The 19,564-nt window shown below is 57.5% G+C and carries 16 protein-coding genes; 12 read left to right on the top strand and 4 right to left on the bottom strand.

Translation table 11 applies throughout. The features are described from left to right. The first annotated feature begins 4 nt into the window (after positions 1 to 4). The 9 genes from ACUDP5_RS28595 (at position 5) to ACUDP5_RS28555 (ending at position 12,459) form a co-directional block, all read left to right on the top strand. Positions 5 to 835 carry an ABC transporter permease gene (locus ACUDP5_RS28595; RefSeq protein WP_445659224.1) on the top strand — a complete coding sequence of 277 codons (831 nt, stop codon included), beginning with the start codon at positions 5 to 7 and terminating at the stop codon, positions 833 to 835. Continuing rightward, positions 825 to 2,138: an ABC transporter ATP-binding protein gene (locus ACUDP5_RS28590; protein WP_445657840.1), complete on the top strand. Its 1,314-nt coding sequence runs from the start codon at positions 825 to 827 to the stop codon at positions 2,136 to 2,138. Before ACUDP5_RS28595 ends, ACUDP5_RS28590 begins: the two co-directional genes overlap by 11 nt. Beyond that, positions 2,135 to 3,124 carry a class I SAM-dependent methyltransferase gene (locus ACUDP5_RS28585; RefSeq protein ID WP_445657839.1) on the top strand — a complete coding sequence of 330 codons (990 nt, stop codon included), beginning with the start codon at positions 2,135 to 2,137 and terminating at the stop codon, positions 3,122 to 3,124. The genes ACUDP5_RS28590 and ACUDP5_RS28585 overlap by 4 nt, the downstream gene beginning before the upstream one ends. A gap of 85 nt (positions 3,125 to 3,209) precedes the next feature. Continuing rightward, positions 3,210 to 4,397: a hypothetical protein gene (locus tag ACUDP5_RS28580; protein ID WP_445657838.1), complete on the top strand. Its 1,188-nt coding sequence runs from the start codon at positions 3,210 to 3,212 to the stop codon at positions 4,395 to 4,397. A 6-nt stretch (positions 4,398 to 4,403) separates the two neighbouring features. Then, positions 4,404 to 5,582 (top strand): UDP-galactopyranose mutase, encoded by a 1,179-nt coding sequence (gene glf / locus ACUDP5_RS28575; protein ID WP_445657837.1) that lies wholly within the window; start codon positions 4,404 to 4,406, stop codon positions 5,580 to 5,582. Next, positions 5,579 to 6,664, top strand: a complete 1,086-nt coding sequence (locus ACUDP5_RS28570) for a glycosyltransferase family 2 protein (RefSeq protein WP_445657836.1) — start codon at positions 5,579 to 5,581, stop codon at positions 6,662 to 6,664. The genes glf and ACUDP5_RS28570 overlap by 4 nt, the downstream gene beginning before the upstream one ends. Before the next feature lie 32 nt (positions 6,665 to 6,696). Next, positions 6,697 to 7,737 (top strand): UDP-glucose 4-epimerase GalE, encoded by a 1,041-nt coding sequence (galE, locus tag ACUDP5_RS28565; protein ID WP_445657835.1) that lies wholly within the window; start codon positions 6,697 to 6,699, stop codon positions 7,735 to 7,737. A 186-nt stretch (positions 7,738 to 7,923) separates the two neighbouring features. Next, positions 7,924 to 10,623, top strand: coding sequence for a glycosyltransferase (locus ACUDP5_RS28560; protein ID WP_445657834.1), 2,700 nt, complete (start codon positions 7,924 to 7,926; stop codon positions 10,621 to 10,623). 66 nt (positions 10,624 to 10,689) lie between these two features. Next, positions 10,690 to 12,459, top strand: coding sequence for a sulfatase-like hydrolase/transferase (locus ACUDP5_RS28555; RefSeq protein ID WP_445657833.1), 1,770 nt, complete (start codon positions 10,690 to 10,692; stop codon positions 12,457 to 12,459). 45 nt (positions 12,460 to 12,504) lie between these two features. On the opposite strand, the gene wecB is transcribed toward ACUDP5_RS28555, so the two are convergent. Then, positions 12,505 to 13,626, bottom strand: coding sequence for a non-hydrolyzing UDP-N-acetylglucosamine 2-epimerase (wecB, locus tag ACUDP5_RS28550; protein WP_445657832.1), 1,122 nt, complete (start codon positions 13,624 to 13,626; stop codon positions 12,505 to 12,507). 190 nt (positions 13,627 to 13,816) lie between these two features. Here wecB and ACUDP5_RS28545 point away from each other — a divergent pair, with 190 nt between their 5' ends. The 3 genes from ACUDP5_RS28545 to ACUDP5_RS28535 are packed head-to-tail and all read left to right on the top strand — an operon-like array spanning position 13,817 to position 17,579. Continuing rightward, a complete protein-coding gene (locus ACUDP5_RS28545) occupies positions 13,817 to 15,205 on the top strand; it encodes a hypothetical protein (protein WP_445657831.1) in 1,389 nt (462 codons plus the stop codon). A gap of 45 nt (positions 15,206 to 15,250) precedes the next feature. Beyond that, entirely contained in the window at positions 15,251 to 16,288 is a 1,038-nt protein-coding gene (gene waaC / locus ACUDP5_RS28540) for a lipopolysaccharide heptosyltransferase I (protein ID WP_445657830.1), read from the top strand. Position 16,289: 1 nt separating this feature from the next. Next, a complete protein-coding gene (locus ACUDP5_RS28535) occupies positions 16,290 to 17,579 on the top strand; it encodes a 3-deoxy-D-manno-octulosonic acid transferase (RefSeq protein ID WP_445657829.1) in 1,290 nt (429 codons plus the stop codon). 59 nt (positions 17,580 to 17,638) lie between these two features. Here ACUDP5_RS28535 and ACUDP5_RS28530 read toward each other — a convergent pair whose 3' ends face one another. The 3 genes from ACUDP5_RS28530 to ACUDP5_RS28520 are packed head-to-tail and all read right to left on the bottom strand — an operon-like array spanning position 17,639 to position 19,475. Beyond that, positions 17,639 to 17,803, bottom strand: coding sequence for a hypothetical protein (locus ACUDP5_RS28530; RefSeq protein WP_445657828.1), 165 nt, complete (start codon positions 17,801 to 17,803; stop codon positions 17,639 to 17,641). A 14-nt stretch (positions 17,804 to 17,817) separates the two neighbouring features. After that, the gene (locus tag ACUDP5_RS28525) at positions 17,818 to 18,624 is read right to left on the bottom strand and encodes a type III pantothenate kinase (RefSeq protein ID WP_263913013.1); all 807 of its coding nucleotides are present in this window, start codon (positions 18,622 to 18,624) and stop codon (positions 17,818 to 17,820) included. Then, positions 18,621 to 19,475: a biotin--[acetyl-CoA-carboxylase] ligase gene (locus ACUDP5_RS28520; RefSeq protein ID WP_263913012.1), complete on the bottom strand. Its 855-nt coding sequence runs from the start codon at positions 19,473 to 19,475 to the stop codon at positions 18,621 to 18,623. Before ACUDP5_RS28520 ends, ACUDP5_RS28525 begins: the two co-directional genes overlap by 4 nt. Positions 19,476 to 19,564 lie beyond the last annotated feature (89 nt).

Raw genomic sequence — 19,564 nt, 5'->3', positions numbered from 1 at the left:
ATATATCGTGAGTAGTGCGCATAGACATCCGGCATCGCCCGTTTCTTTGTTCAAATCATTGTTCAAGTACCGTACTCTGATCAGTGATCTGGTAAGACGCGAGGTGGTGGGGCGCTATCGGGGCTCCGCATTTGGGCTGCTCTGGTCTTTTTTTAATCCAGTCTTCATGCTGCTGGTATATACGTTTGTTTTCAGCGTTGTATTCAAGGCGCGCTGGCCGGGCGGCTCCGAATCGAAGACGGAGTTCGCTTTGGTTTTGTTTGCCGGCTTGATGCTTTTTAATTTTTTTGCTGAGTGCATCAATCGTTCACCGTCGTTGATCCTGTCGAATGTCAATTATGTGAAGAAGGTGGTCTTTCCTCTTGAAATTCTGCCATGTGTTGCCTTGGGTTCGGCGTTCTTCCATCTGCTGATCAGTTTGGCGGTCTGGATGGCGTTCTATCTGGTTTTTTATGGCGTGCCTCACGCCACCGTTCTGCTCTTTCCTGTGGTGGTGCTGCCTCTTGTCATTCTAGTTCTTGGGGCAAGCTGGTTCCTGTCCGCTTTGGGCGTGTACCTGCGCGATGTCTCGCAGTTCATCGGCATTGTCACGACCGTGCTGATGTTCATGTCTCCTATTTTCTATTCCGCTACATCCCTGCCCGAGCGTTATCGTGTATTCCTGCATTTGAGTCCCTTGACGGCTGTGGTTGAACAAGCACGCAATGTGCTCTTCTGGGGAGTGGGGATTGATTGGCGGATTTGGTCGCTTTACACCGTTGCTGCGTGCCTGATCGCAGTGTTGGGATACGCATGGTTTCAACGCACCAGGAAAGGATTTGCTGATGTCCTCTGATTCCCTGGCTATTTCGGTTCGCAATCTCAGCAAGTGCTTCCACCTCTACGACAAGCCGAGGGACAGGCTGTTGCAGATGGGATCGTTCGGTCGGCGCCAGTATTACCGCGAATTCTGGGCACTGCATGACTTGTCGTTCGATGTGCAGCGCGGCGAAACAGTGGGCATCATCGGCCGAAACGGCTCGGGAAAGTCCACGCTGCTGCAGATGATTTGCGGGACCTTGACGCCCACAACGGGTGAGATATGGACCAGCGGTCGCATCGCCGCGCTACTGGAGTTGGGTGCGGGATTCAATCCTGAATTTACAGGACGCGAGAACGTATACCTGAATGCATCCATCCTGGGGTTGACCAAGCGCGAGACGGACGAGCGCTTCGATGACATTGCAGCGTTCGCGGATATCGGTAGTTTTATCGACCAGCCGGTCAAGGTGTATTCCAGCGGCATGTATGTCCGGCTGGCTTTCGCAGTGGCCATCAATGTAACACCAGACGTGCTGATTGTTGATGAGGCGCTTGCGGTCGGAGATGCGCGCTTTCAGTACAAGTGCATGCGTCGCATCAAGGATATACAGAACGCCGGCGCGGCAGTATTGTTCGTCAGCCACGACGTCGGCTCGGTGCGGATGCTGTGTCAGCGAGCCGTCTGGCTGGATAAAGGTAACCTGCGCATGACCGGTGAAGTATCTGCCGTGACCAGCAAGTACGCTGAATTCATGTACCAGGACGAGAATGGTGGCGCGCCGGCCGTTGCCGCAGAACCGGAGATGGCTGCCGTCCTGCCGGAGATCCGGGATGGCGAGTCATTGCTACCGGCAACGTCTGACAGGCATGTGGACAATAAGCCGGCCTCGCACTGGGGCTCGCAGGTGGGACTGATCAGCCACGCAGCGGTTCACACGGAAGCAGGACAGCGTAAAGATGTGTTTGACTGGGGCGAGAGTCTGCGTGTGAAAATCGCCTTCCTGCCGCCTGCGGGAGTCGAGCTCAGCAAAGTCAGCGTGGCTTTTTCGATAAAGAATGAAAAGGGCGCGGATCTGATGGTGGCCAGCACCCTCGAGACACCGGAATTGGTGCTGACTCAAAGCGGTTCATTGATTCAGGTGGAGTTTGACTTCACCAACCACCTTGTGCCGGGCAAGTATATTCTCGTTGCGGCGCTGGAGGATGCAAGCTCTGGCGGAATGTCGTATTTCGAGTATATCGAAGGTGCCCATTATTTTTCTGTTGTTGCAACCACCAGGTTCATGGGGATATTTCGACCCGGAGTCAAGATTCGGATTAGCGGAGATGCGGCATGAGCCAAGGCGATATAAATAGCCATGATTATTGGAATGGCCGATTCGATACCGACTGGGAGTCCAATAAGGGCCAGGAGCAGTCTCGTTTTTTTGCCAGGGTGGCGCTGGAAAATTTGCCGGCCTGGCTGCGCTCTACTGCGAATCAGAACAATTGGAAGGTGTGCGACTGGGGCTGTGCGCAAGGCGATGGCACTGATGTGCTCGCCGGTTATTTCGCTCGGGAGCAAGTGGTCGGCATAGATTTTGCCGAGTCGGCCGTGAAGACGGCGCGTGAACATTACCCAACAATACGCTTCGATGCGCAGGACTGGCTTGCCTCGGATACGGTGAGCGAAAAGTTCGATCTGGTTTTTTCATCCAATACGCTCGAACATTTCACTGATCCGTTCAATGTGCTGTCAAAGCTGTTCCAACGGACCGGGCATTGTGTCGTACTGGCGCTACCTTATCGGGAACTGGACCGTATTTCCGAGCATTTTTTCACTTTCGCACCCGAGAACATTCCGCTGTTCGCGCATTCGGACTGGTTGCTCGTGCATTCGAGAGCGGTGGATTGTCGGGGAATGAACCCGACTTATTGGTACGGCGACCAAATCATCCTCGTATATGTGAACAGGCACTGGGCTGAGGCTAATCGTCTGGTTCTGGGCGATGTTTATGTGAATGCCGATATCGTAAACGTCGATATTGCGCAGTTGGCACGGGTTGAACAGGCGAAAAAGCATGAGGCTCTGCTTGAACATCATTCTCGCTTGAGCAATGAGGTCGTTGAACTGAAGAAACTGTTAAATAATTTCGGATTGCTTCTGGATGCGCAGTTGCAACAACAGGCCATTGTGCTGGAAGAACAGCGCAAGCTTGATGCGGCCAACAAGGATCTGGCGCTGGCACTTGCAAGTATGCAGAACAGTAGTTCGTGGCGCCTGACTGCTCCTATCCGAGCGTTGGGGCGAGCAGCACGGAAAGTCCTTCGGGTCAAAGATTGAATCCTGGCGAATGGCCGATGGCAAGACGGCATGCTGTCCATATGAGTTCAGCGCCATTGATCGGGTAAATGTGTAGATAAGCTTTATGAAAAATATCAGCGGGTTCGCCGTGTCCTGGTTCTTCGCGCCCTATGTGGGCTCGGCAGATATTGACTTTTACAAAAGAATAAAAGACACGAATATATCCTATTTGGTCGCCCAGGTTGCGAGAGATAATCCGGATAACCAATTATTGCGTTATTCCGGCAAGGCAAGTATTGAGCGATTCCCAATTGAACTTGACCATAAGAATCCGCGTACTCCCGGGGTGCGCAGGAAGTTCATCGATGCGGTCCAGGATTTGTATGAAAGGAATAAAGGGAAGTTTGATTTCCTAATATCTCATTCAAATGAAATGGTGAGCCACGATGCGGCTTCTCGAATCAAAAGAAGATATCCGGATTTACCGTGGATCGCTTATTTCGGAGATTTGTTCGTACGTAATCCCTATGTCGCTCACATGCGTGGCTATCCCATGGTTGAGGAGGACCGTCTGATCGAACGGAATACGTTGCGCGATGCGGATGTGATCCTGCTCAACAATGAATATCAGCGGGATCTGATGTTCGTGGATGAGATGGAGCAATACAAACACAAAGCCGTGGTGGTTCCGCATTGCTATGATCCGATGATGTACGGCTCAGATGGCGAGCGCGCTGGCGGCAAATTCATTTTTGCCCATCTCGGTACGCTTTATCATGTGAAGCGCACGGCAGCTCCAGTTTTGCTGGCAGTGGATCGGTTGCTGGAGATCTACCCGGAATACCGAGATAAGTTCGAAGTTCGCTTTTACGGCGGTGCCCCCTATGCGGAAGACATCGAAGCGCATAAGGACATGAGGTTCCGTGAGCACGTGCGCTTCGAACCACCGGTTTCCTATATGGCGAGCCTGCAATTGATGCGGCAGGCAGACGTTCTTTTGTTGATTGATGGAATGTTCACGCAGGAGCAGGATGGAATAGACAGCAACCCCTTCTTTCCTGGAAAGCTCGCTGACTACATGGGTGCCAAGAAGCCCATCGCGGCTGTGACAATGGCAGCAGGGCCTTCCGCCGACATTCTATCCAGAAGCCACAACCTTATTGCCGATCTGCGGGCAGATCGAATTGCATACGTATTGAAGCGGTATCTCGACGGCAAGGTGAAGCCGGATTTTGGCGTGTACGAAGATTATTCGATCGATATTGTCGCTCCCAAAATGGAGCAAGTGATTCGGTCGATTGTAAAGAGCTAGATTATCATGAAAAAATACGACTTCATTATAGTTGGTGCTGGCTTTGCCGGTTCCATTCTGGCAGAACGCCTGGCTTCTCAAAATGGGAAGCGTATATTGCTGATAGACCAGCGGGAGCATATCGCCGGGAATATGTTCGACTACCAGGACCAGCACGGGGTCCTGGTGCATAAGTATGGTCCGCACCTTTTCCGTACCAATAGCCCGCGGGTTCTGGAATACATATCGAAATTCACGGGATGGCATCCTTATCAGCATCGGGTGTTGGCTGAAGTGCAGGATCAGTTGGTGCCGGTGCCTTTCAATCTGACGTCACTTGAGCGCCTTTTGCCCGAGCGCGCGGATGAGCTCAAGGGCTTGTTGGTCGCAGAATTCGGCATGGACGTGAAGGTGCCTGTTTCGGTACTGCGCAAGCACGCCGATCAGCGCATTCGAGAATTCGGAGAGTTCGTATTCGAGAATGTGTACTTGAACTACACCACCAAGCAATGGGGGGACAAGCCGGAGAACCTGGACTTCGAGACCATCACTGCCCGAGTTCCCGTGCACATTTCATACGATGATCGCTATTTCCAGGAACAACATCAGGCATTGCCGAAAGATGGCTATACAAAGATGTTCGAGGCGATGCTGGCGAATCCGCTGATTGAGGTGTGCCTCAACACCAAAGCTAAAGATATTCTTTCGCTCTCCCCGGAAACCGGTGAGATCAATTACATGGGTAAACGTTTTGAAGGAAGGGTGATATATACCGGACCTATCGACGAGCTGTTCGATTACCAGTTCGGAGAATTGCCCTATCGTTCGCTGCGCTTTGACCTTGAGTCTCATGATGTGGATTATTATCAGCCCTGCGCGACGGTCAACTATCCCAACACACAGCTCTACACGCGGATTACCGAGTATAAGCACTTGATGGCCCAGCCACCGGTTAAGACGACCATCATGAAGGAATATCCGCAGGCCTACGATAGGATGGTTCCTGCTCAGAGCATTCCGTATTATCCTATTCCGAAGGATAGCAATGCGGAGCTGTATGGAAAGTACTCCACCTTGGCTGCGAAATATCCTCAATTGATGCTGGTCGGGCGTCTTGCTGAATATAGATATTATGATATGAATAATATCATCGAGCGCGCGCTGGATGTGTTTGATAGCCAATTCAAGGGCACTGCTGCGAAATGAATCCGAAAGTCAGCATCGTTGTCCCTGTCTACAATCTCGAGTTTTATATTGATCGCTGCCTGCGTTCGCTTGAGAACCAGACTCTGCAGAGCATTGAAGTGCTGGTGATCAATGACGGCGGCACGGATGATAGCCAGTTGATAATCGACGAATATGTTGCGCGACGGCCCGACATATTCAAGTCTTTCGTCAAGCCGAATGGTGGCCATGGTGCGGCTTGCAACTATGGAATTGACAGGGCTTCAGGCGAATACATCACCATCGTGGACGGGGACGATTTCCTGGACGCTGACTCTGTCCAGTTCATGTACGACAAGGCCCAATCTACGGGTGCCGACCTGTTGATAGGAAATCTGCTGTACTGCTATACCGGCAGCACGGCACCCTTCAAGCCGCTGCCGTTTGATAGCGAGAGAGAACTGGTCGGCGAAGACCGGGATCTTCTATATAGAAACTGGGCAACCCCGTGCGGGCGGCTGTATCATCGGTCAATATTCTCGGATCCGGACGTCCGCCTGCTGGCGGGCGTCATTTTCGCAGATGCGAATTTTGTTCCGAAAAGCTATCTTGTTGCCAAGAAAATATATTACGTCAACAAAGAGCTATACAACTACGATATTACGCGTCCCACTCAGTCCATGAAACAGACGGATAAGAGGATATTGAATATCGTTCCGGTTCTTGAAGATATGCTCGCCTTCTACCGGAAGAAAGGTGAGTTCGATAGAAATCGGCGCCTTTTGATGTGGTATGTCGCCCGGCATTGCGCGGCTTGGATCACGAAAGTAAAGACGTTGCAAGGCTATAGCAGAAGCAAGGCGCTCCAGGATATCTTCAGTGTCGCGGAAAAGAACTTCGGAGGCGACTGGATAAAGTGCGGGATTATTCGGGAGTCCTTTGGCGCTCGGGTCGAGAAAGGCATCTCGATAGCGCGAATGTTTGGGTATTACCCGATTGTTTGCTTCTGGATGCTGGCTTCCGGCCTGCGACGGATGGACCGCTGGACTGAGCGGGTGCTTGGCATGCCGCTGAAGCTGTATAAATATGCAAAGCGTCGTTTGGGAAGAGCCCTCCGCACCTGAATTTACCCTTCTTCCTGTCCATGGCTTGAATCATGCGTAAAACAATATTCATAACTGGTGGCGCAGGCTATATCGGTGTGCACACGCTGGTCAGCCTCGTTGAGGCCGGCTATAAGCCCCTGGTATTGGACAATTTTTCCAATAGCCGCCCCGAGGCGCTCGTCCGCGTTGAAGAGTTGACTGGGCACGAGATTGATTTCATCGAGGGTGATATCCGGAACACGGACCTGCTTGTGCGCCTGTTCGTCGACCAGGCCATGAAAGGCGAGCCTGTTTCGTGTGTACTTCACTTGGCCGCGCTGAAGGCTGTTGGCGAGTCGGTCGCGCTGCCCCTGTCGTACTACGACGTCAACGTCACAGGAACCCTGAGTCTGCTTGAGGCGATGAGGCACGCTGAGATAAAGAACATGGTCTTCAGCTCCTCCGCGACCGTCTATTGTCCCGGAACAGATCTGCCTTATACGGAACATCATGTGTTAGGGCCTTCGAATCCCTACGGACACTCCAAGGCCATGGTCGAACGGATATTGCAGGACTATTGTTTTGCCGACCAGGGGTTCGCGGCTATTGCCCTGCGTTATTTCAATCCTATCGGCGCTCACAGGAGCGGGCGAATCGGCGATCATCCGCAAGGCGTGCCGAATAATCTCTTTCCCTATATAACCAGGACAGCCATCGGCAGTCTGCCCTCGTTGCCGGTATTCGGTGCGGATTATCCAACTACCGATGGAACGGGTGTCCGCGATTACATTCATGTTTCGGACCTGGCGGCGGGCCACGTCAAGGCCATCGACTGGCTGCTGGACCGGGGTGATCGAGGATTTCACTCTTTCAATTTGGGTACCGGCCGAGGGACATCTGTACTGGAATTGTTGAAGGCTTTTGAACTGACGAGCGGAATGCCTGTGCCCTACCGGATCTGTGATCGTCGTCCCGGTGATGTTGCAGCTGCGTGGGCAGACGTTTCGTCCGCGAATCGCATTCTCAAGTGGACTGCGATTTACACCATTGAGGACATGTGCAGGGATGGGTGGCGCTGGCAACGCAACAATCCTAACGGCTACGGGTCATAGGCGTATCAGTGAGGTGGTTGTCCTATTTTATGGTTTCCCCCGGGGCGGTGAGCGGTTCAGGCTGTCATCAAGGCGTCACGAGGTACAATCTCGGCACAATCGCTCCTCAGCGAGGTCGCTAATCGCCCGGTGATAGTACGGTTAGCCACCATCTCAAATTCTGCCTCCCCTTTGAGCGGTATCCAATTGAGCATTCACGACGAGAAAACGGTCAGCGGCACTGCTGGGCCAGATAAGTTTGCGAACACTTCGCAGCAGGTGAGCAAGGATAGCCAGGCATTGGCGCCGGCGCAGTCGACGGCGGTCGAAGCGCTACAGTCAGACCTGGACGTAGCCAAGGCCAAGATTACCGAATTGGAGCTGCGGCTGTGGCGGAGCCAGCATGCCTTGGAAACGGCAGTTGCTTCTCAACTGTCGATAAAGCAAAGGCTGAAGCGGCGCATACTTGCGGCGCGCGGCGGCTGGAGAATCCAGGCGGCTTGGTGGCGCATTCAGCGTGCGCTGCGCGCGATTGAGCAAAAGAAAATGGCAAAGACCGCCGCTGCGGCGGGCCTGTCTACGGTGGACTCTAATTCCGCAGAAGAAGAATACCCGGAATACAAGTTCCACAGCCGTGCTCAGGCGGATTACGTTCGTGCTGGAATGAAGCAGCCTTCCAGGCAAAATCGTAGCGAAATCCTCAGGCTGTTTGCCATGTACCCGAACAGAAAGGGTATTGTTCTGTGCCCGGTCGCATATGACCTGGAGCTGAAGCAGCGGCCGGACCATATCATGGCGGCCTTTGCCAAAGACGGTTATCTTTGCATTCAGCTCCAGGTGAATAACAATACCCCTTACCTGCGCAGGGCAGGCGAGGGTTGCTATGTTTCGAATATGACGGTCGAACTCTTTGCGATGTTGCAAGATACGCCGTTTATTTTGTATTTGCATTGGCCAGGGTTCCTGCATTACGCCGAGATTGCGAGTAAGGCATTACTGATTTACGACGTGCTGGATGATTTGACCGTTTTCGCAAGTCCGTCGGAGACCATGCGCTCTGATCACAGGATTTTGCTCGAGAAAGCCGATATCACGCTGTTTTCCGCCCAAAAACTGCTGGATAAAAACAAGGCCAGTACTTCCCACGGTGTTCTCTATGAGAATGGCGTTTATCTCTCGGATTTTACGGGCGGGTTGCGTGAATTGTGCCCGCTTCCCCAGGGCGCCAGGATTGACAGCGAAGCTGTGACGGTTGTCGGATATCACGGGGTGATTTCTGAGCTCATTGATTTTGACCTTGTCGATCAACTGGCCGCCTTGCCCAATGTAGTGCTGCTTTTTGTTGGCCCGATTGCGGCATTCGTCCCGGAAAATCTGGATGAAGTAAAACGCAGAATGGCCCGCCTTGAGGCGCAGTCGGAGCGATTCATTCACCTAGGTCCGAAGAAATATGCTGATTTGAAGCATTATCTGGCGTGGATTGATGTGGGCATTGTGCCATTCATTGTCAGCGAGAAGACGGATGCCGTATCACCGCTGAAATTGTTTGAATACCTGGCCGCCGGTAAACCCGTGATCGGTACGCCCACGCGCACCATGCTCAATTACGAAGGTGCGATTGTTGTCGCTGACGGAGATAAGTTCGTAGAGGCAATATCGAGCGGCGCATGGAAATCGGCTTATACCGATGCCTCTGCACAATTGGCGTCATCGCATGATTGGCGCGAATTGCATAAGCCTGTGCGCGAGTTCGTGGCAGCCAATGCCGTCACTCGGAATCCGACTGGAGTATCCAATCGGGGTCGTCCGAAGGTCGATATCGTGAATATCAATTTCTACGACTGGCATGGCGAGGTTGTCTTCAAGGGCGGCGCGGAACGTTACGTATACGACCTTGCGGTGTTGCTCGAAGAAATGGGGTGCGACGTACGCATATTGCAAAATTCGTACGAACCCTTTGAGCGCATTTTCAAGGGCATCAAGGTGCAGGGCATTGCGGCCACACCCGAATTGGATTTTGTGAAGATCTCGCAAGCCTATGCCTCGTTCTGCAAGGATAGTGACGTACTGATTGCATCGCCTGCGGAGCTCGCCTGCCGACTGCCGCAAGACAAGAAGGTGCTTTCGATCAATCACGGCATCCATTGGGACGGCAAGAACAATCGGGTAGAGCGCTATGATCGTTCACGCTACGATTTGATCCTGGACGCCGTCAAGAACAGCGATGGCTGCGTTTGCGTGGACACCAATTTCATCAATTGGATGCGCACTTATGATTGGCCCTTGGCCAACTCGTTGTCGTACGTTCCGAATTACGTCGATCTGCGGCAATTCAAACCGAGTGTGAAAGACTTCCGGGACGGTACGCTCTGCTTCCTGTATCCCCGTCGGTTGTACGAACCGAGAGGGTTGTACTTGACCATCGACGCGTTCGATGCGCTTTTTGCCCGGCACGACAATATTCGCCTGGTTTTCTGCGGGCAGGCTGTCGGCGCCGATGTCGCTGCGACCGAGGCCTTTATCGCACGACACCCCGGACGCGTCACGTGGACGGAGCATGACATGGATGACATGCATCTGGCCTATGTGGATAGCCACGTCGTGCTGGTTCCGACTACCGAGTCAGAGGGCACTTCGCTCTCATGCATTGAAGCCCTTGCGACGAACAATGCAGTGATCTCCACGAATGTCGGCGGGCTGCCAAACCTGATCGTGGATGGCTATAACGGCTTGTTGATCAGACCGAGCATGTGGGATCTGGTCCAGGCTGCAGAGCGCTTGATTGGGGATCGTCAGTTGGCCGAGAAACTGGCTGCAAATGCGCAACTGACTGCCGAGGGCTTTTCCAAAGATGCCTGGAAGCATCGTTGGAAGCAAGTGATCAACACGGTCGTGTTCGCTGATTGACCATACCGTAAGCGATAACACCGCCTGGAAGTCCCAGGCGGTGTTGCATTTTGAGGCTCCAGTTTTATGTTGGATGAAGTTGACCGAGCAGGGGGGCATGCCACTGCGCAGGAATCGCATATTTCTTTGCGCAGAGCCGTCGCTGAGGTCCTGGTTTTTGTCGTCTATCTGCTGTCGTTGACTTGGGCGCTGCATAGGTACGCGGAATTCGATCTGGGCGATCCCCACTGGCGAATCGTTGCGATCGTTGTTGCTTTGTCGCCAGCCATGTTCCTCTATTTGCTGCTTCGTTTGCTGATGGGGGCGCTACAGGCGGTTGGCATCAGCGTAGCTGCTGCAGCATTACTGATTGGCATCAATCAGACGAAGACTGCGTATACCGGAACGCCACTCGCATGGGGAGATATTGCCACCACCCAGAATATTTCCATTGTTCTGGCCTATCTGAGCTGGTGGAAAATCATTCTTGTGGTGATGGTGGTGGTGACGGCCGGCGCGGCGCTCGCACTGACCTGCAGGCGCGCGTTTGCCCGCGGGACGTTGCGTGGCAGGGCATTTACTGCCGGCCTGCTTTTGATGGTTGCGCCTGTCGCGTTTCAACCGTACCTGCCCGACGCCTGGTGGAACGCAAATTACAAGATGCAGACGTTGTTTGCGCGCCATGGCATTTATTACACAACCGGTGATTGGCGGAGCAATGTTACCGTCAATGGTTTGTTCGTCCACCTGGTGCAGACCAGCCGGCGGCCAATGCCGCCGCGGCCGTCAGAGGCCGAATGGAATCTGCTGCACGCCATACCGAGTACACCGCCAGCGGCCTCTCCGCCCAAACATGTCTTCTTCATTCTGTGCGAAGCATGTTGGTACGACGAAAACAATTTCAAGGATGCATTCGAGCCCTTACGAAAGTTGGGCTTTTTGCCGTTGCGCGGGATATCTCCAGCGTATGGCGGCGGAACCGTGAACGCATCATTCGAGATGCTTACGGCCATGCCGTCACATGGAGCGTTGGCCGGTGTGGTCTATCAGGAGTACGGGCTGGTCATGGCACCCAAGACGCAGACCCTGGCGTCATCCCTGAAGGTACAAGGCTACGAGACCTATGCTTTGCACAATTTCACGCGAACGTTCTGGTCGCGCAACATCGTGTTGGCCAAATTCGGATTTGATGAGTTTATCGGGCTAGAGGACATGGGTTACGACGGATCGGGTCCGTTCCCCAGGGAAAATATTCTGTATAACCGGGTGCTGGATATCCTGAATAGAAATCCGGACGGGAAGGCATTCTTCAATCTTGAGACGGTGTACACGCATTGGCCCTATCCGTTCAACAACGATTCTGGCCAAGGTGATTACCATGGGCGCTTGGTCAAAGCCATCCAAGACATGGGGAAATTTGTCGAAGCCGTACGCGTTGTATCTCCTGATGCGGTGTTCATGATTTACGGTGATCACAAGCCGGCGTTGACCAAGTTTTTCTATGAACGAGGCGTACTTCCGGCAGATATGTTCGTTAGTACAGGCGCGAAGGCGGAAGATTTTGTGTTCCAGCGGTTTCTTGACTCGCGTGTCCTGGGTGACGTCCCCGTCTGGATTGGTAGTGGAAGTCGCGAGAGTGAAACGCTGAAGAAGATGCAGCAGCTAGGCCAACACAAACCTTTTTATTGTCTGTCGGCAATTTTTGATCAATTGTTCCTGGGATCGCTGAATCCGGCAGCTCGCTATGCCCAGCGCTATATCTGCGATCAATACGACGACAATTATCTGGAGAGCGCCGGGAAAATGCCTGGCTGGATGTATTCGGCAATGTTGTTTCACCCCGACCAAGTGCCATGATCCATCCACGGAGGTGGCTCACTGTCGGTGAGCCACCTTTGCTCGTCAATGACGCTGCAACAGCGTCTGCACGATACGTTCGCTGGATTGCCCGTCACCGTAGGGGTTATGCGAGAAGCTCATCTTCTGGTATTCGTTGACATCCGAAAGCAACAGTCTGAGCTGGCCCGTAATCAATGCGACATCCGTACCCACCAAACGAACTGTGCCGGCGGCCACGGCTTCGGGGCGTTCGGTCGTGTCACGCATGACCAGGACAGGTTTCCCCAGGGACGGCGCCTCTTCTTGAATGCCGCCGGAGTCGGTCAAGATGATGTACGACCGCGTCATCAGATAGACGAACGGCAGGTAGTCCAGGGGTTCGACCAGAAAGACATTCTTGAGGTGGCTGAGCAGGCGCGTGACGGGTTCGCGGACGTTGGGGTTCAGATGCACCGGGTACACGAAATCTTCGTTGGGAAACTCTTTGGCGGCGGCGGCGATGCTTTCGCAAATGCGCTCGAAGCCGGCGCCAAAGCTCTCGCGACGATGTCCTGTGATCAGGATCACTCGGCGGCCGGGTTGCAAATAGGGGAAGCCGGCTTCAAGCTTTTGGCGCAGCTCGACGTCGTTTTCTATCTTGTGCGTGACAGCCAGTAGCGCGTCGATAACGGTGTTGCCCGTGACGACGACATTGCTTTCAGGTACGCCTTCCTTCAGAAGATTCGCCCGGGATGTGTCGGTCGGCGCGAAATGAATCTGGGCCAATGCCCCGGTGAGTTTACGGTTGGCTTCTTCCGGCCAAGGGGAATAGATATCGCCAGTACGTAATCCTGCCTCGACGTGGCCGACGGGGATTTTCTGGTAGTACGACGCCAGCGTGGCTGCAAACGTCGTGGCCGTGTCGCCGTGAACCAGTACGTAGTCGGGCTGAAACTGCTGCAGCACATTTTGCATGCCGGCAAGGATGCCTGTCGTGACCGCGGTCATGTCCTGACCGGGTTTCATGATGTTCAGGTCGAAATCCGGCTTGATGTCGAACAGTGCCAGCACCTGATCGAGCATTTCGCGATGTTGCGCCGTGACGCACACCTTGGATTCGATCGCCGGATTGCGCGCGAGGGCATGGACCAGCGGCGCCATTTTGATGGCTTCAGGTCGAGTGCCAAATACTGTGAGGATTTTCATTGTTCAACGGGGTGAGTGACAGTGTGTAGACCGCAGCGAATACGGCTGCGCCGCAGCCCCGAGCGACTGCAGGTCCGTTACGATAGCAAGAAATCCCGTAGAATTGCGCCGCTCCTCCGTGCGTGCCCCTTCTGGCGCAGCCTCTTGCCGTGCGGCTCTCCATCTACCTACCTGCCATGAAAGGGCGAATATGCGCATGCCGCGGTCAGGGCTTGGACGAATCGCTGCCGCCCTGGCGGCGGTCACTGTTTTTTTTGGAACGGCTGCGGTATTTCGTCCAGAGCCCGTCTCCGATTTCCTGTACTACTGGATGATCGCGGACACGCCTAGCCTTTATCACAAAGGCGGGGTGGTGGGTTGGCTGTTCTCTCCGTTCAAGGCTTTGGGTATTGCCCCCTATTGGGCTGCTGCAATGCTCAACGGCTGCTTCGCTGTGCTGGCGATCTTTGCGGTCTTGCCGGCAGTTGAGAGAGCACGCCGCATCGACGCAGCGTGGTTGTCCGGAGCGGCTGCGGTCCTGCTGGCTATTCTCGCTGCCGCGCCTGCTTCAGCGTTGGTCGCGACCGACTTGATGGCATTCAACACTTTTGCGATTGGCATGAGCATGCTGATGCGTGTCGGGCGACGTTCGTCGGGCGGTATCGCTGTGGGGGCTGTGGCGGCATTGGCGTTGAGTGCTTCGCTTCGTCCGATCTATGCGCCGCTGATGGTTGTCAGCGGCGTGTCGTTGATGTTGATACGGTACGAAATAGACCTTCCTGGCCGGGGGGCCGCGCATTGGCGAGGCCGGTTGTTGTCAGCGGGAATGGGCGTGCTTATCGTGGTCGGGGGGCTGTTGGCGGCGAATCTGATCGAGAAGGGACTGTTGAGTCAATCTCAGACCGCACAGTACGCACAAGGCGTTGTGCGCGCAGTCGTGGCGATCGGCCACGACATGGGTGATGGCAGGGATACCTGCGGCGCGTGGTCGGAAAGTCGAGCGCGTTTCGGTCTCGAGAAGAGAGCAGAGCCTTTGGTCCCGTTCATCCTCGAACGACAAAAGGAGGTCGGCTGGCGGCTTCTGCCCGCGCTTTATGGATGCAAGGTCTCTCGGATACTCGGGTTCCGGGATTGGTTCGGTGCATGGCTGCAGGGCTCTCTTCGCTATAGCCAGGACAAGATACTGGCGGACAGCATGGGGGTGGATGTTGCGATGATCGACGAAGCGGCGCGACAGAGCCACGTGAACCGAAGCCTGGGGCAGATGCAGGCCTATGAGATGCGAGCTGCCGAGTATGCCAAGATTTCGCGTTGGATTGGCCTCGTGCTGCAGGTAGTGATTCTGTTGTTTCTGGCGCTGTCGACACGCGCACTTGCGCGTGACAGATCTTGGGTATTCGGTCTTTGCGCACTTGCCGTATCGCTTCTGCCCGCTGGCGTCCTGATCGGGCTGCACGCCATATTTTTCGAGGTGCAGGCGCGCTACGCTTATCCGATATGGGTCTTGCCCGCTGTTTTCATGATGCTGATTCTCAAGGCTGCCAGTGGCGGTCGTCCCATCGCCAGGATAGGGGGGGCCACGACGCCCGATGTGGTGTAAATTCGCGAACTAACTGATCTCGCTTCGAATTTTTCTGACTTTTTGATGCCGACCCGCATTCTTATCGTTCGCACCTCCTCGCTGGGCGACCTCGTCCACATGCTGCCGGCAATAACCGATATTGCCCGGCACGTTCCCGACGCGCAGATCGATTGGGTCGTCGAAGAGGCGTTTGCCGAGATTCCTTCCTGGCATCCCGCGGTCAATGAAATCATCAAGGTTGCCCATCGCCGCTGGCGTAAATCCTGGTGGTCGGCGCAAGTGCGGGCCGAGCGGCGCGCGCTGCGCGAACGGCTGCGGTCCGTGCAGTACGACATCGTCCTGGATATGCAGGCCTTGTTGAAATCCGCCTGGCTGGTGCGTCAGGCGCGTGGCGTGCGGCACGGTCTGGATTGGCGTTCCGCCCGCGAACCGCTGGCGTCCCTGTTCTACAACGTGCGCCATCGCGTGGAATTCTGGCAGCCCGCCGTCATTCGCCAGCGCAAGTTGGCCGGACTGACGTTCGGGTATCAGCACGCCGGGCTGCCGGATTTCGGCTTGCAGTCCTTTGTGCGGCAAGCCGGGCAAGCGGCGGATCCCGTCCACGAAGTGCCTGGCGAAGGGCTCAATGCCGCGGAACTGCCTCGGCTGCATCATGTGGATGCCGATCGCGGCTATGCGGTGATCATGCCGTCGGCCAGCCGTGATGACAAACTCTGGCCCGAAGACGACTGGCGGGCTGTCTTTCGTCGCCTTCTGGACGCGGGTTGCTCGCTCAAGCTGCTGGCCGGCAACGAGCAGGAAGCCGAACGTGCCCGGCTGTTGGTGGCCGGCATGGAAGACGTCGAAGTCATGCCACGCATGGACCTGAGTTCGGTGGCCCGATTGTTGGCGGGATCCCGCCTGATGGTGGGGTTGGACAGTGGCCTGACACATCTGTCGGCGGCTCTGGGCCGCCCCACGATCGGCATCTATCGCGCGTCCACGCCGGTGCGCACGCCCCTGGTCGGTTCCAATTACACGGCCAGCCTGGGCGATCGCGGCGCCTCGCCTTCGCGCGAGGCTGTCATGGCGTCGGTGGAGCAGGCGCTGGCGGCGCACTGACATGAACCGCGGCGTCTACACCCTGGCGTTGCGGGCGCTGGCGCCCCTGGTCTGGCTGTGGATGGCCCGCCGGGCCAAGCGGGCAGGCGGCGAATGGCAGATTTTTTCCCCCGAACGCTTTGGCCGGAACGCCGCGAATCATTCCGCTGCCGTGGCGGACGCGACGGCGCCCGGTCCCGTCTGGGTGCATGCCGTGAGCCTGGGCGAGACGCGTGCCGCCCAGCCGCTGCTGCAAGCGTTGCTGGACCACGGCCTGCCTGTGTTGCTGACCCACATCACTGCCACGGGCCGTGCCGAAGGCGCGCGGCTGTTTGCCGACGCGATTGCGCGGGGACAGCTTCGCCAGGCCTGGCTGCCTTACGATTTTCCTGGCGCCACACGGCGCTTTCTGGCGGCCAACACCCCCCGCTGCGGTCTGTTGATAGAACGCGAAATCTGGCCCAACCTGTTGGCGGCTGCCCGGCGTGCCCGCCTGCCGATGGCGCTGGTAAGCGCCCGCTACTCGGAATCTTCGCTGCGCCAGGCGCGTCGTCTGGGCAGCGTCATGCGCGAAGCGCTGCAAGGGCTGGATCTGGTGCTGGCCCAGACCGCGCAGGACGCCGACCGGTTGGCCCAGGCTGGCGTGCGCAATCCGAGCGTGTCGGGCAATTTGAAATTCGATCTGGCCTTGCCTGACCGGCAGGTTCAGGCGGGGCAGGCGTGGCGCGCCCGTCTGGGCCGGCCCGTGGTCGCCTTGGCCAGTACCCGCGAAGGCGAGGACGCGCCGTTCATCGACGCGATCAAGCGCCAGTCGGCGACGGCTGGCGGGCCTTTGTTCTTGCTGATTCCACGTCATCCCCAGCGGTTCGACGAGGCTGCGGCGCTGCTGGAGCAGGCGGGCGTGCCTTATGTCAGGCGCTCGTCCGGACAGGATCCCGGCGCGGACACGACCGTGCTGCTGGGCGACACACTGGGCGAGATGGCCTTTTACTATGCGGCCTCGGATGTGGCCGTGGTGGCCGGCAGTTTTGCGCCGCTGGGCGGACAGAACCTGATCGAAGCGTGCGCGGCAGGTGTGCCCGTCATCGTGGGGCCGCACACGTTCAATTTTCAGCAGGCTGCCAGCGATGCCATCGAGGCGGGTGCGGCGCAGCGCCAGCCCGATCCGGCACAGGCAGTGGCCGCCGCCTTGGCGTTGGTGGCCGATCCGCCCAGGCGGCAGGCGGCTGGCAAGGCGGCGCAGACCTGGTTTGCCAGCCATTCGGGCGCCACGGCCCGGACGATGGCCGCGTTGGCACCGTGGCTGGATTGATGAAGGCGGCGTCGCAGGCGCATGCGACGCGGGCCTGACGTGCAAGCTGCCGCGAAGCCTTAACGGGCGGCTCTGGGCACCAGCGTGACGGCGCCCGGGTTCAATTCCTGGCTGAAACGGCGCGGATCCCGGCCTTCATCCGCCGGTCGCGTGCCCAGCCAGCCCTGGCCCAGCGCCAGCACCCACAGATTCGCCAACAAGATCAGGATGAAGAGCACTCGCATGCGGCGGCCTCGTGTCAGGCGTCTGACGCCGGGGTGGCGCGCGCCATGGCGGCCAGCCCGTCCAGGACGGGGTGGTTGAGGTAGACGGGCACCGGCGCGGCGCCGAACGCGCCGCCGGCATCGGCCAGCAGGCGCTCGATTTCCTGGTGCACTTCCGGCCAACCGCCGCCGGCGGCGAAGATCTGCGGCGCCTGGCCGTAGCGTTGGCGGCCGGCCAGCCATTGGCGCACCACCGCGCCGGCTTGCGCGGCGGCGATGCCCGAGGCGATGGCTTCGTGCGTGTCGGTGGGGTAGGCCACGACCTGGCCCTCGGCGACCGGCAGGTTGGCCGTGCCGTGGGCCAGCGCGTTGCGCATCATGGCCGGGCCGGGCAGGATCAGGCCGCCGGCAAAGACGTTGTCGGGTCCTACGGTGTCGATGGTGGTGGCCGTGCCGAAGCTGGCCAGCAGGAACGGGGGATGGGCCCCCGGCAGGCGCGACAGCACGCCCAGCAACGACGCCCAGCGGTCTGCGCCGAGCTGCTGGGGCGTCTTGTAGTGATTGACCAGCCCCAGGGTGGTGGCCTGCGACGTCGCCCAGGTGACCGCACAGCCGCGCCGCTGCAGGATGGCGGCAATGGCGGCGCCGCGTTCGGCGCCCGCCACGTTCACGCCCAGCGCGCGGGTCGGCTGCTGCGGCAAAGCGGCCAGCCAGCGGTCCAGCGCGTCCAGGTCGAGGCCATCGAAGGCGACAGCAGCAGGCTCGCGTGGCATGTCGGGGCTGGATGGATCCAGCCAGCCCACTTTGAGGCGGCTGTTGCCGGAGTCGATAAGGATGATCATGCCTGCTGCCTGATCGAGATTTCACCGACCGATATCGGCGTGGCGCCCTGGGGCGTCTGCACCAGCAGGCGGCCTTGGCTATCGACGCCACAGGCCGTGCCGCTGAGGATCACGTCGCCCTTGTCCAGCACATTGACGGCGCGGCCAGCCAGCGCGTCGACCTGGCCGAAACGCTGCGCGAAGGCGCCAAAGCCGTCGCGTTCCAGCATTTGCACGGCCTCGTGCCAGGCGGTGGCCGCGGCGCAGACCAGGTCTGCGGCGGTGGCGGGGTGGCTGGGCGCATGTTGGGTCACCTGGGTCCAGTCGGCGACCTGGCGACCCAGGGCCTGCGACAAGGCGTCGGCGTCGACCAGGTTCACGCCCATGCCGATGACGACGGTGTAGCCGGTTTCGCGGCCGCCCGGATTGCGGGTGGTCTCGACCAGCACGCCGGCCAGCTTGGCGTCGCGCCATTGCACGTCGTTGGGCCATTTCATGCAGAGGCCGTCGGCGCCCGGGCCCGCCACGGCGCGCAGCGCCTCGCAGGCGGCCAGGCCGGCCAGCGGCGACAGGGCGGGCAGTTGCGCGGCCGGCAGGTGCACGTCGAACGCGCACGAGAACATCAGTGCCGCGCCCACCCGGTTCTGCCAGGGGCGGCCGGCACGGCCACGGCCCGTTTCCTGGAGGTGGGTGCCCAGCAGCCAGGGCTTGCCGGCGCCCGCACCGCTGCGGGCGCGCGCCAGCAGGTCGGCGTTGGTCGAGCCGGTGCTGGCGGTCCAGGCGATATCTTGGAAGGCGGGCAGGCGCGAACCCAGCATCCGGGCCAGGTCGTCTGGCGCGGGCAGGTCGATGGGGCGGACTTGAGCGGACATGGCGGCGATTGTAGGGCACGCGCGGGCCCGGTTCGCGGCGTTTTGGCCCCAGCGTATATGATTGTCGATACATTTTGCATCGGTATCCT

It is taken from the genome of Achromobacter sp. NCFB-sbj8-Ac1-l (assembly GCF_052695805.1).
The sequence above is the reverse complement of the archived record's forward strand: the minus strand, read 5'-3'. Positions and strand labels throughout refer to the sequence as shown.